12 protein-coding genes are annotated in these 12,803 nt (G+C 70.6%); 10 read left to right on the top strand and 2 right to left on the bottom strand.

Features of this window, described 5'->3' with window-relative positions:
• Positions 1-270 precede the first annotated feature (270 nt).
• The 3 genes from pdhA to ACIRD8_RS21855 are packed head-to-tail and all read left to right on the top strand — an operon-like array spanning position 271 to position 3,816.
• Positions 271-1,431, top strand: coding sequence for a pyruvate dehydrogenase (acetyl-transferring) E1 component subunit alpha (pdhA, locus tag ACIRD8_RS21845; protein WP_403993876.1), 1,161 nt, complete (start codon positions 271-273; stop codon positions 1,429-1,431).
• A gap of 2 nt (positions 1,432-1,433) precedes the next feature.
• On the top strand, positions 1,434-2,414 hold the full coding sequence (locus ACIRD8_RS21850) for an alpha-ketoacid dehydrogenase subunit beta (protein WP_403993879.1): 981 nt from the start codon (positions 1,434-1,436) through the stop codon (positions 2,412-2,414).
• A 10-nt stretch (positions 2,415-2,424) separates the two neighbouring features.
• Entirely contained in the window at positions 2,425-3,816 is a 1,392-nt protein-coding gene (locus tag ACIRD8_RS21855) for a dihydrolipoamide acetyltransferase family protein (RefSeq protein WP_403993882.1), read from the top strand.
• 73 nt (positions 3,817-3,889) lie between these two features.
• Here the strand turns inward: ACIRD8_RS21855 and ACIRD8_RS21860 are convergent, their stop codons facing one another.
• Positions 3,890-4,789 (bottom strand): D-alanyl-D-alanine carboxypeptidase family protein, encoded by a 900-nt coding sequence (locus tag ACIRD8_RS21860; RefSeq protein ID WP_403993885.1) that lies wholly within the window; start codon positions 4,787-4,789, stop codon positions 3,890-3,892.
• Between the two features lie 217 nt (positions 4,790-5,006).
• The gene (locus ACIRD8_RS21865) at positions 5,007-5,342 is read right to left on the bottom strand and encodes a hypothetical protein (protein WP_403993888.1); all 336 of its coding nucleotides are present in this window, start codon (positions 5,340-5,342) and stop codon (positions 5,007-5,009) included.
• Between the two features lie 306 nt (positions 5,343-5,648).
• Between ACIRD8_RS21865 and ACIRD8_RS21870 the strand changes: the two genes are divergently transcribed.
• The 7 genes from ACIRD8_RS21870 (at position 5,649) to ACIRD8_RS21900 (ending at position 12,799) form a co-directional block, all read left to right on the top strand.
• Positions 5,649-6,035: a hypothetical protein gene (locus ACIRD8_RS21870; protein ID WP_403993891.1), complete on the top strand. Its 387-nt coding sequence runs from the start codon at positions 5,649-5,651 to the stop codon at positions 6,033-6,035.
• Between the two features lie 140 nt (positions 6,036-6,175).
• Positions 6,176-7,195: a hypothetical protein gene (locus ACIRD8_RS21875; RefSeq protein ID WP_403993894.1), complete on the top strand. Its 1,020-nt coding sequence runs from the start codon at positions 6,176-6,178 to the stop codon at positions 7,193-7,195.
• Positions 7,196-7,222: 27 nt separating this feature from the next.
• The gene (locus ACIRD8_RS21880) at positions 7,223-8,743 is read left to right on the top strand and encodes an efflux RND transporter periplasmic adaptor subunit (protein WP_403993896.1); all 1,521 of its coding nucleotides are present in this window, start codon (positions 7,223-7,225) and stop codon (positions 8,741-8,743) included.
• A gap of 17 nt (positions 8,744-8,760) precedes the next feature.
• Positions 8,761-9,507: an ABC transporter ATP-binding protein gene (locus tag ACIRD8_RS21885; protein ID WP_403993899.1), complete on the top strand. Its 747-nt coding sequence runs from the start codon at positions 8,761-8,763 to the stop codon at positions 9,505-9,507.
• Entirely contained in the window at positions 9,504-10,748 is a 1,245-nt protein-coding gene (locus tag ACIRD8_RS21890; RefSeq protein WP_403993902.1) for an ABC transporter permease, read from the top strand. Before ACIRD8_RS21885 ends, ACIRD8_RS21890 begins: the two co-directional genes overlap by 4 nt.
• Before the next feature lie 87 nt (positions 10,749-10,835).
• Positions 10,836-11,495: a GntR family transcriptional regulator gene (locus tag ACIRD8_RS21895; RefSeq protein ID WP_403993905.1), complete on the top strand. Its 660-nt coding sequence runs from the start codon at positions 10,836-10,838 to the stop codon at positions 11,493-11,495.
• Entirely contained in the window at positions 11,492-12,799 is a 1,308-nt protein-coding gene (locus ACIRD8_RS21900) for a nitrate/nitrite transporter (RefSeq protein ID WP_403993908.1), read from the top strand. Before ACIRD8_RS21895 ends, ACIRD8_RS21900 begins: the two co-directional genes overlap by 4 nt.
• The last annotated feature ends 4 nt before the right edge of the window (positions 12,800-12,803 follow it).

A 12,803-nucleotide genomic window follows, 5' to 3' on the forward strand; every position in this document is an offset into this window, starting at 1 on the left:
GCCGCCTGCCAGGCTGTTACCAGTGCTGTGACCAGCGGGAGTTCGCGCTTTTCTGGATTTACTTGGAAATCCAAGCAAAATCGCAGGTCACAAGGTGTTTCGCAGTTATGCGGTGCACTGGGTAACGTGCGTATGACAGGACGCTCGCCGGGGCACCTGTCACGCCTGTTCCCGGCCGAGCGGCACCCACCCCGTGCACGGGTCCGGACACAGGCGAGCCGCACTGGTTCCCGGCCATCCCGGGGGCCGGACCGACGGAGGAGCACGCACGTGACCGTGGAGAGCACTGCCGCGAGCAAACCGCGACGCAGCAGTAAGCGGACAAGCGCCGCGAAGACGCCCGCGAAGACACCCGAGAGTTCCGGCCCCCAGCTGGTTCAGCTGCTGACGCCGGAGGGCGAGCGCGTCGAGCATCCGGACTTCGAGATCGACCTGAGCGCGGACGAGCTCCGTGGTCTCTACCGGGACATGGTCCTGACCCGTCGCTTCGACGCCGAGGCCACCGCGCTGCAGCGCCAGGGCGAGCTGGGCCTGTGGGCCTCGCTGCTGGGCCAGGAGGCCGCGCAGATCGGCTCCGGCCGGGCGCTGCGCGACGACGACTACGTCTTCCCGACCTACCGGGAGCACGGCGTCGCCTGGTGCCGGGGCGTGGACCCGACCAATCTGCTCGGGATGTTCCGTGGGGTGAACCACGGCGGCTGGGACCCGAACAGCAACAACTTCCACCTGTACACGATCGTCATCGGCTCGCAGACCCTGCACGCCACCGGCTACGCCATGGGCGTCGCCAAGGACGGCGCGGACTCGGCGGTCGTCGCGTACTTCGGCGACGGCGCCTCCAGCCAGGGCGACGTCGCGGAGGCGTTCACCTTCTCCGCCGTCTACAACGCCCCCGTCGTGTTCTTCTGCCAGAACAACCAGTGGGCGATCTCCGAGCCCACCGAGAAGCAGACGCGCGTGCCGCTCTACCAGCGCGCGCAGGGCTTCGGCTTCCCGGGCGTACGGGTCGACGGCAACGACGTACTCGCGTGCCTGGCCGTCACCAGGTCGGCGCTGGAGCGGGCCCGCCGGGGCGAGGGGCCCACCCTCGTCGAGGCGTTCACCTACCGGATGGGTGCCCACACCACCTCCGACGACCCGACCAAGTACCGGGCGGACGAGGAGCGGGCGGCCTGGGAGGCCAAGGACCCGATCCTGCGGCTGCGCACCTATCTGGAGAAGCAGGACCTCGCCGACGCCGCGTACTTCACCGCGCTGGAGGAGGAGAGCGAGGCCCTCGGCAAGCGGGTGCGCGAAGCGGTACGGGCCATGCCCGACCCGGACCGGCTGGCGATCTTCGACCACGCCTACGCCGACGGAAGTCCGCTCGTCGACGAGGAGCGCGCCCAGTTCGCCGCCTACCAGGCATCGTTCGCCGAGGAGGGCAACTAGCCATGGCCACCACGAAGATGTCCATCGCGAAGGCGCTCAACGAGTCGCTGCGCAAGGCTCTCGAGACCGACCCCAAGGTCCTCATCATGGGGGAGGACGTCGGCAAGCTGGGCGGAGTCTTCCGCATCACGGACGGGCTCCAGAAGGACTTCGGCGAGGGCCGGGTCATCGACACCCCGCTCGCGGAGTCCGGCATCGTCGGTACGGCGATCGGCCTGGCCCTGCGCGGTTACCGCCCGGTCGTCGAGATCCAGTTCGACGGCTTCGTCTTCCCCGCGTACGACCAGATCGTCACGCAGCTCGCCAAGATGCACGCCCGCGCGCTCGGCAAGGTCAAGATGCCGGTCGTCATCCGCATCCCGTACGGCGGCGGCATCGGGGCCGTCGAGCACCACAGCGAGTCGCCCGAGGCGCTGTTCGCGCATGTGGCGGGCCTGAAGGTCGTCTCGCCGTCCAATGCGAGCGACGCCTACTGGATGATGCAGCAGGCCGTCCAGAGCGACGATCCGATCATCTTCTTCGAGCCGAAGCGGCGTTACTGGGACAAGGGTGAGCTCGACACCGAGTCCATCCCCGGCCCGCTGCACAAGGCCGCCGTGGCCCGCGAGGGATCCGACCTCACGCTCGTCGCGTACGGCCCGATGGTGAAGGTCTGCCTGGAGGCGGCCGCCGCGGCGCAGGAGGAGGGCAAGTCGGTCGAGGTCCTGGACCTGCGGTCGATGTCCCCGATCGACTTCGACGCCGTACAGACCTCGGTCGAGAAGACCGGCCGGCTGGTGGTGGTCCACGAGGCACCCGTGTTCTACGGCTCCGGGGCCGAGATCGCGGCCCGGATCACCGAGCGCTGCTTCTACCACCTCGAAGCGCCCGTGCTGCGGGTCGGCGGCTACCACGTCCCGTATCCGCCGGCCCGGCTCGAGGACGAGTACCTGCCGGGTCTCGACCGGGTGCTCGACGCCGTCGACCGCTCGCTGGCGTACTGAGGAGAGGGTCGTGACGACGATGACCGAAACGTCTGCTCGTTTCCGTGAGTTCAAGATGCCCGACGTGGGCGAGGGACTGACCGAGGCGGAGATCCTCAAGTGGTTCGTCCAGCCCGGTGACACCGTCACCGACGGCCAGGTGGTCTGCGAGGTCGAGACGGCCAAGGCCGCGGTGGAGCTGCCGATCCCGTTCGACGGGGTGGTGCACGAGCTGCGCTTCCCCGAGGGCACGACCGTGGACGTCGGCGAGGTGATCATCGCGGTGGACGTGGCGCCGGGCAGCGGGGAGACCCCGCCGGCTGCCGAGGCCGTGCAGGAGCCCGTTCAGGAGCCCGAGCCGGAGGCGCCCAAGGGCCGTCAGCCGGTGCTCGTCGGCTACGGCGTGGCCGAGAGCTCCACCAAGCGCCGTGCCCGCAAGGGTGCCGAGATCCCGGGCCCGGCCGCAGCGGCGGCCCAGGCCGAGATCAACGGCCACCGCGCGAAGGCCACGGAGAGCCGGCCGCTCGCCAAGCCGCCGGTGCGCAAGCTGGCCAAGGACCTGGGCATCGACCTCGCCACGGTCACCCCGACCGGTGAGGGCGGCATCATCACCCGCGAGGACGTCCACGCGGCTGCCGCGCCGGCCCCCGCCGAAGCCCCCGTACGGGCCGAGGAGGCCGTCACGGCCCCCGCACCCGTGGCGGCACCGGTGGCCCCGGCGGGCCGGGAGACCCGTATCCCGGTCAAGGGCGTACGGAAGGCCATCGCGCAGGCCATGGTCGGCAGCGCCTTCACGGCTCCGCACGTCACCGAGTTCGTGACCGTCGACGTGACGCGCACGATGAAGCTCGTGGCGGAGCTCAAGGAGGACAAGGACATGGCGGGGGTGCGGGTCAACCCGCTCCTGATCATCGCCAAGGCCCTCCTGGTCGCGATCAAGCGGAACCCGGGGGTCAACGCCGCCTGGGACGAGGCGAACCAGGAGATCGTGCAGAAGCACTACGTCAACCTGGGCATCGCCGCCGCCACCCCGCGCGGCCTGATCGTGCCGAACATCAAGGACGCGCACGACAAGACCCTGCCCCAGCTGGGCGAGGCGCTGGGCGAGCTGGTCTCCACGGCACGCGAGGGCAGGACGTCCCCGGCGGCCATGGCGGGCGGCACGGTGACCATCACCAATGTCGGCGTCTTCGGCATCGACACGGGTACGCCGATCCTCAACCCGGGCGAGTCCGCGATCCTCGCGGTCGGGGCGATCAAGCTCCAGCCGTGGGTCCACAAGGGCAAGGTGAAGCCACGTCAGGTGACGACGCTGGCGCTCTCCTTCGACCACCGGCTGGTCGACGGCGAGCTCGGTTCCAAGGTCCTCGCGGATGTCGCGGCGGTCCTGGAGCAGCCGAAGCGTCTGATCACCTGGGGCTGACGAGCCGCACGAGAACACGGCAAGGGGTCCGTCGCACGGTGCGACGGACCCCTTCCCCTGTGCGCCGGCCGGGCTACTTCTTGAAGCCGTAGTCCAGGAGCTTCTTCGCGTCGGCCGTCCGGGTGGTCGCGGACGTCGAGGTCAGGACGGTCCCGATGACCGTCTTGCCGTTACGGGTCGCGGCGAAGACCAGGCAGTACTTGGCCGTCGGGCCGGAGCCGGTCTTCACACCGATCATCCCGGTGTAGCTGCCCAGCATGGCGTTGGTGTTCGCCCACGACATGTAGCGGTAGCCGCCGGTCTTGGTCGTGACCTTCTGCTTCGTCGACTTCGTCTTCACGATCGTGCGGAACGTGGAGTTCTTCATCGCGCTGCTTGCGATCTTCGTCAGGTCGCGCGGCGTGGAGTAGTTCGATCCGCCGCCGATGCCGTCGAACGAGTCGAAGTGGGTGTTCTTCAGGCCGAGGCTCTTCGCGGAGGAGTTCATCTTGCCGATGAAGGACTTCACCCGGGCCGCGCGCGTGGAGCCGGAGCCGAACTTGTCGGCGAGGGCGTACGCCGCGTCGCAGCCCGACGGCAGCATCAGGCCGTACAGGAGCTGGCGGACCGTGACCTTGTCGCCGACGATCAGCCGGGCCGACGAGGCGTTCTTCGAGACGATGTAGTCGCTGTACGCCTTCTGGACCGTGACCTTGGCGTCGAGGTTCAGGTTCTTCTGCGCCAGGACCACCTTGGCGGTCATGATCTTCGTGGTGGAGCCGGTCGAGCGGCGGGTGTCCGCGGCTTTGCCGTAGAGCGTCTTCGCGGTTCCGTTGTTCATCACGAAGCCGCCCTTGGCGGTGATCGAGGGCGTCGGCGGTGTCGCCGCCACTGCCGCCGAGGCGAACGCCCCGCTCGCGAGGACGGCCCCCGCCGTCAGGGAGACCGTGGCCGCTACGGAGGCGCGGCGAATGCCCGTAATGCCGTATTTCAAGGTAGATGCTCCAAGTGTCCCTGAAAGGGCCGTCGCACGGGAGTGCCGCCCTGTCATGAGACTCATGAGGGTGCCGAATGGCTGTACGCCCGTAAGAGTGAACCGCGTCATGTGTGCGACGCGGACCGGGGGTCGCGCCGGGGGATCCGGAACGTGGCCCCCGGCGCCGTACGGCCGGGCGCGCGGCGCCTGCTCCGTAGGTCTGCCCCTCCCCGGATCAGGCGGCCGTCGCGTGCGTACGGCCGATGTGGAACCCGAGGGAGAAGCGGCTGACGCAGTCGTGCTCCTCCATCAGCCGGTGGATGCGGCGCTGGACGGTCCGGGTGCTCAGCGACATCTCGTAGGCGATGCGTTCATCGCTCAGGCCGCTGATCAACAACTGGATGATGCGCTTCGTCTCGCTGTTCTCCCGTCCCGAGGTGCGGGAGGCCGGCGCTATCGCGGCCCGCCGGGACTGATGTGCGTGGAGTGGCTGCCGGGTCCTGTCCGACGCGGCATGGGTGCTGCTGGACGATTCGGGTTCGACTCTGTGGTGCTCGATTATCGATCTCACGTTGCCCCCCTGTGTTGACCTGCAATTTGAATGTAACCAACCGCACCGACACTCGTGGTTGGCCTGGATGGGTATGCCGGGTTCGCCCGAATCTTTCTGGCCGGAACTTTGTTTTCTGGCCGAAGTCAGTCGCTTTCCGTGTCCTGATCTGATGGCGGGAACGTGACAGCAACCCCGTGAAACATGGCTATCTCCGGACCCTCCTGCCTACTGTCTCGCTGGCCCCGGTACTTCCGGTGCCGACGGGTCTTGGGTACCTTCCGTCCGGAATTCGGACGGGTGAACGGAGGGCGAATAGAAATGAGCATGCTCACCACGCGTCTCGGCCGATCGGCGCTGGTCGCCGTCGCGGCCGGCGGCCTCACTCTCGGCGCTTCCGGTATGGCGGCGGCGAGCGCGGACGGTCCCTGGTCCTTCTCGACCGACTACGCCGCCTCGGCGAAGTTCATCGCCAACGGCGACGACCTCTGGGTGGACGACGACGAGGCCGACGGGCACTCCGCCGTCGGTGTCTGGTCCACCTCCTCCTCCAGCGGATCGGTCTGGAACTCCAAGGGGGCCGGCACCCGGCAGGTCGGCATCGGGAACCTGACGGAGAACCTCCGCATCGCCTATGTGGCGTGCTGGGGCGAGTCGTCGAACAAGAGCAAGGTCTACAACTGCGACACCTACGCCTCCATCGGGACGACCTGATCCAGCAACTGGCTTACCAGTAGCATGAGTTGACGGGGCGTGTGCGGTGCCGGGCAAGCAGTACACCGGCGCCGCACTCCCGCGGCCGGGCCCGGGGAGGGCCGGCCGGGAGGCGCCATGACGGAGGGGAACCGGGCGTGATGAGGTCGGCGAAGAGGGCTCTGGCGGCGGTCGTCGCCGTGGTGGCCGTGGCGGGTGCCGCAGGCTGCTCATCGGGCCAGGGGGACGGGAAGTCCGACGAGGGGCCGGTGAAGGTCGGGGCGATCCCGACGCCGACCGCGGACACCGACGTACCGCTGCCGCTCGACGTGTACCTGCCGACGAGGGAACAGGAGGAGAGCATCCAGCGGGCCAAGGCCGTACTGGTCTCCACCTGCATGAAGAGGTTCGGCTTCACCTACCCGGCCGAGCCCGTTCCCGACCCGGTGCTCGCGATGATCCGCTCCGGCGGGGAGGGCGCGCTGGCCTTCCGCAGCGAGAGCGACGCCGCGCAGTACGGCTACCACCCGAAGCCCGGGGGCGGCGAGGGGCAGGCCGAGTCGGGCAGCGGGGCGGCGACGGGCGGGGACCGTGCCGTGATGGAGCTGGTGCTGACCGGGAAGTCCCAGGAGAAGGTCCGCCCCTCGGAGCGGGACACGGTGGCCGGGAAGGCCGTCCCCGAGGGCGGCTGTGTCGGCGAGGCCGACGCCGAGCTGGCCGACGGCGCGCCGGCGCCGGACACCGGGGGATCCGGTGACGACCTGCCCGAGGGAGCGCCGAAGGAGAGCCTGCGCACCGCCGCCGGCAACGGCCCGGTCAACGCCGTCCTGGCGCTGCGCGGCAAGGCGGCCGACCTCGTGACGAAGGACGAGCGTTTCGTCGGGATGATCGACGGATGGAAGAAGTGCATGAAGGCGGCCGGATACCCCCTGGGAAGTCTTTCCGCGGCGGCCGAGGATCCCCGCTGGTCGGAATCGACGACGGCGACCCAGGAGGAGAAGAACACCGCTGTCGCGGACATGCGGTGCCGGCTGGAGGTGAATTACCTCGGAATTGATCAAGCTCTGGATTCCGCTTATCAGCAGCGAATGATCGAGGAGAACGGCGAGATGCTGGAATCCGTCCGGTCCAACACCGAGGCGCGGGTCAAGAATGCCGCGGCTCTGCTCGGTCAGGGCTGATAAGGGGCGGCTGGGAGCGGACACGGCATGAGCGAATTCAGAGGAATCAATTCCGGTTCCGCCTCCGACGGCGGCGCGGTATCCGGGGGCGCCTCCGCCTCCGGCCAGGGTTCCCTCTCCGGCCAGGGGTCCCTCTCCGACGAGGGTTCCCCCTCCGAGGACGGTTCCGGTCCGGGCCGTCCGCACGCGGGCGACGGCACCGCCCGTCGTCGCCGTACGGTCGTCGCCGTCGCGGTCGGGGCGCTCCTCCTGTCCGGTGGCGGTGTCGCGGCTTCCGCCTTCGTGAAGTCGCCGGCCCAGGTGGCCGCCGACACGGCCCCGCCGGAACGCGACGTGCTGACCGCCCCGGTGGAGCAACGGGTCATCACCGACACCGTGGTGACGCGCGGCACCGTGACGGCCGCTCAGTCCGTTCCGGTCACCCCGGTGGGCGCGAGCGGCGAGGAGGTCGCCCGGCAGATCGTCACCAAGGTCAAGGCCAAGGCGGGTGGGACCGTACGGCAGGGCGAGGTGCTCCTGGAGGTCTCCGCCCGGCCGCTCTTCGTGCTCAAGGGCACTGTGCCGGTGTACCGCGACCTCAAGCCCGGTGCGCGGGGGAACGACGTCGCCCAGGTGCAGAAGGCGTTCAACAGCCTGGGCCACTCCACCGGTTCGGATCCGAAGGGTACGTACGGTCCGGGCACGCAGGCGGCTGTGCGGTCCTTCTACAGGTCCATCGGATACGACCCGCTGGAGGCCGAGGGCGGCGAGGAGGCGGTGAGCGCGGCGCGTACGGCGGAGAAGACCGCACGCCGGGCCCTGGAGGAGCTGGAGGCCGACGACACCGGCGGCCGGCCGCTGCGCTATGCGCGGGAGGACCTGGCAGAGGCCCGGCAGGCGTTGACCGAGGCGGAGGCGGCGGCAGGACCGGTCGTCCCCGCATCCGAGATCGTCTTCCTCAAGGACTTCCCCGCCCGTGTGGACTCGCTCACGGCGCAGCCCGGCAGCGTGCCCGGCGAGCGTCTGATGGTGCTCTCGGCCGGTGAGCTGGTGGTCCGGGGCTCGCTGGACTCCGCGCAGAAGGGCCTCGTACGCCGGGGGCAGCGCGTGCGCATCCTGTCGGAGGCGACCGGCGCCGAGGTGACCGGCCGGATCACGTCGGTCTCGGACACGCCCGGCACGCCGGCCGCCGACGGCGCGGCGGACGGTACGGGCGCGGAGGGCGAAGCCGGCGAGGGGGCGGCAGCGCAGGTGTCGGGCTTCCCGTACACGGTGAAGCCGGACAAGCCGCTGCCGCCCGCGCTCGCGTCCCAGGACGTCCGCCTCACCGTCGAAGCCGCGGCGTCCGACGGGAAGGTGCTGGTCGTCCCCGTCTCCGCGGTCTCGGCCGGGGTCGACGGCACGACGGTCGTCACGGTGTACGAGAAGGGGCAGCGCCGCCGGGTCCCCGTCCGGACGGGGACGTCGGGGGACGGCTATGTGGAGGTCCGGCCGGAGACGGCGGACGCCCTCGCGCCCGGGGCCCGGGTGATCGTGGGCGTGAAACCGGCTGCGGGGAAGGCCGGATGACGGAGGGACACACCCCCATGGAGACAACCGGACGGTACGACGCCGGGCGGAGCGTCATCGAGCTGCGCCAGGTCGAGCTGACGTACACCGGGCCCCCGCCGGTCACCGCTCTCCGGCCGACCGATCTGCGCATCGTGGCCGGGGAGTACATCACCGTGGTCGGCCCCTCGGGCTCCGGGAAGTCGACCTTCCTCAACATCGTCGGGCTGCTGGACAGCCCGACCGGCGGCGAATACCTCCTCGACTCGGTCGCGACCGGCACGCTCTCGGACGCGGAGCGCACGGGGCTGCGGGGACGCCGGATCGGGTTCGTGTTCCAGTCGTTCCACCTCCTGCCGCACCGGAGCGCGTGGGAGAACGTCGCCCTCTCGATGGTGTACGCGGGCATACCGCGCGCCGAGCGCGGCCGGAGGGCGAAGGAGGCCCTGCGCCGGGTCGGTCTCGGGCACCGGATGGACAGCCTGCCGACGCGGCTGTCCGGCGGTGAGCGCCAGCGGGTGGCCATCGCCCGCGCCCTCGCCGCCCGGCCCGCCCTGCTGCTCTGCGACGAGCCGACCGGGAACCTCGACTCGGGCACGGCCCTCTCCATACTCGAACTGCTGGACGAGTTGCACCGTGACGGCATGACCCTGGTGGTCATCACGCACGACGGTGAGGTCGCCCGGCGCGGCCGGCGCACGCTGCGGATCCAGGACGGAGTGCTCGGCGAGCTGTCCGGGGCGCCCTCGGACCGCGTGCCGGCCGGGCCGGAAGGCGCGGCATGAGGAATCCGTTCCGCCGCCGCCGGGTCGTGCCCCTGTCCCGGCTCCTGCCGCGCGACCTCGTCTCCGAGGCGGTCGCGGGGATGCTCCAGCGGCCCCTGCGCTCCGCGCTGACGGGGCTCGGCACCGTGCTCGGCGTGGGCACGTTCGTCGCGGTCCTCGGTCTCACGGCCACCACGTCGTCCCAGATCGACTCGCGCTTCAACACCCTCACGGCGACCGAGGTGACCGTCGAGGACACGGGCGGCAGCGACGCCGCCCAGGTCGCCAACTCCTTCCCCGCGGACGCCGATGCCCGCCTCGGCAGGCTCAACGGGGTGCGGGCGGCCGGGGTTTACTGGACGGTCGCGTCGGAACGGGCCAGGACCGTGCGGGCCGCGCCGGTCGCCACGGGCGGGAACGAGGAGCCGACGCGGATCGTCGCGGCCTCCGCCGGGGTGCTGCGGGCGGCCGGTCCCGAACTGGCCCAGGGCAGGGTCTTCGACGCCTTCCACGAACGTACGGGCGAGGACGTCGTGGTCCTCGGGGCGGGGGTGGCCGCCCGGCTCGGCATCACCACGCTGGAGACCCGGCCCGCCGTCTTCATCGGTGAGCGGCCGTTCCTGGTCATCGGGATCCTGGACGATGTCGACCGCAGATCCGAGCTGCTCCTGTCGGTGATCGTGCCGCGTACCGTCGCGGAGCGGCTGTGGGGGCCGCCCGCCGCCGGTGACCGGGCGAAGATGCTCGTCAGCACCGACATGGGCGCCGCGCGGCAGATAGCGGAGGAAGCGGCGTTGGCTCTCGACCCCGCCCACCCGGAGCGCTTCCGCTCGACCCCGCCGCCCGATCCCAGGAAGCTGCGGAACAACGTGACCTCGGACCTGGACCAGCTCTTCCTCGTCCTGGCCGGGATCTGCCTGGTCATCGGGGCCGTGGGCATCGCGAACACCACGCTGGTGGCCGTCCTGGAACGCACCGGGGAGATCGGGCTGCGCAGGGCGCTGGGTGCGCGGGGCCGGCATGTGACGGCCCAGTTCCTCGCGGAGTCGGGAGCTCTCGGGACGCTCGGCGGACTCGTGGGTACGTCGCTGGGGACGGCGACCGTGGTGATCGTGGCCATGGCCAAGGAATGGACCCCGGTCGTCCATCCGGGGACCGTGGCCGCGGCGCCGCTGGCCGGACTGGTCACGGGCGTGCTGGCCGGGCTGTACCCGGCCTGGCGCGCCAGCCGCATCGAACCGGCGGAGGCTCTCCGGCGCTGAGCCCGTGGCGGGAGCCAGGAAAGCGGCACCGGGTCCGGATCGCGGACGGGCGAGCGGACGCACCCATCTTGTATCTATGCTGTGTGCATGCCTGCCGCACCCGCCGTCCCCAAGCCGCCACCCGCAGCCGAACGCGTCTACACCCACGTCAAGGAGGCGGTCCTCGGCCGCCGCTACGAGGGCGGCACGCTCCTCACCGAGGGCGACCTGGCCGAGGCCGTCGGCGTATCCCGGACCCCGGTGCGGGAAGCACTGCTCCGCCTGGAGGTCGAAGGGCTGATCAAGCTCTACCCGAAGAAGGGCGCGCTGGTGCTGGCGGTCTCCGCGCAGGAGATCTCCGACGTGGTGGAGACCCGGCTGATCGTGGAGGAGTTCGCCGCACGCAAGGCGGTGCCCGCCCCGGCGCAGCTGATCGCGCGGCTCGAACAGCTCCTGGAGGAGCAGCGGGAGCTCGCCGAGGCGGGCGACCTGGCCGCGGTCTCCGTCAAGGACCGCTGCTTCCACGCCGAGATCGTGAAGAACGCGGGCAACGAGATCCTCTCGCGCCTCTACGACCAGCTCCGCGACCGGCAGTTGAGGATGGGCGTCGCCGTGATGGAGGCGCATCCCGGCCGGATCGCCGCCAACATCACCGAGCACGGAGAGCTGCTGGAGGCCATCAGGGCCGGCGACGCCGAGGGCGCCGCCGCGGTCGTACGGCGCCATGTCAGCCGGGTCAAGGTGCTGGTCCGGGGTGATGACCGATGACCTCGGCCGCCCCCACCCTCTCCCTGCCCGGGGACCCGCCCGGCGGCCGGCGTGCCGCCTGGGTCTGGGGCATCGGTGTCGCCGTCTACTTCGTCGCCATCATCTTCCGTACGAGCCTGGGTGTCGCCGGACTCGACGCCGCCGACCGGTTCGACGTCAACGCCTCGGCCCTGTCGACGTTCTCCATCCTGCAGCTGCTCGTCTACGCCGGCATGCAGATACCCGTAGGCCTCCTGGTCGACCGGCTCGGCACCAAGAAGGTCCTCACCATCGGGGTCGTGCTCTTCACGCTGGGGCAGCTGGGCTTCGCCCTCTCCCCCTCGTACGGCATGGCTCTCGCCTCCCGTGCCCTGCTCGGCTGCGGTGACGCGATGACGTTCATCAGCGTGCTGCGGCTCGGCGCCCGGTGGTTCCCGGCCCGGCGCGGGCCGCTGATCGGGCAGGTGGCCGCGCTCTTCGGGATGGCGGGCAACCTGGTCTCGACGCTCGTGATCGCACGCGCCCTGCACGGGTTCGGCTGGACCGCGACCTTCGTCGGCAGCTCGCTGGCGGGGGTGCTGGTGCTGGTCCTGCTGCTGCTCTTCCTCAAGGACCACCCCGAGGGCCACGAGCCGCCGCCCGCCGAGCACGCCGGAGCGACATACGTGCGGAAGCAGATCGCGGCTTCCTGGCGGGAGCCGGGCACCCGCCTGGGCATGTGGGTCCACTTCACCACGCAGTTCCCCGCCATGGTCTTCCTGCTGCTGTGGGGCATGCCGTTCCTGGTCGAGGCGCAGGGACTGAGCAGGGGCACCGCCGGTGAACTGCTCACCCTGGTCGTGCTCTCCAACATGGTGGTGGGGCTCGTCTACGGGCAGGTCATCGCCCGCCACCACGCGGCGCGCGCCCCACTGGCCCTCGGCACGGTCGCGACGACGGCGCTGCTCTGGGCGTGCACGATCTTCTACCCCGGCGACCATGCGCCGATGTGGCTGCTGATCACCCTGTGCGTGGTGCTCGGCTCCTGCGGCCCGGCCTCGATGATCGGCTTCGACTTCGGCCGGCCGGCCAATCCGCCGGAACGCCAGGGCACCGCCTCCGGCATCGTCAACATGGGCGGCTTCGTCGCCTCGATGACGACCCTGTTCCTGGTCGGCGTGCTGCTGGACGCGACCGGGGACAACTACCGCATCGCGTTCTCCTCGGTCTTCGTCCTGGAGGCGCTCGGGGTCGTACAGATCCTGCGGCTGCACGCCAGGGCCACGCACAGGGAACGCGACCACCATGTCGTCAGCCGGGTCGAAGCCGTACACGTGCCCGCCTGACAGC

This window comes from Streptomyces sp. NPDC102451 (assembly GCF_044765485.1).
GTDB lineage: Bacteria > Actinomycetota > Actinomycetes > Streptomycetales > Streptomycetaceae > Streptomyces.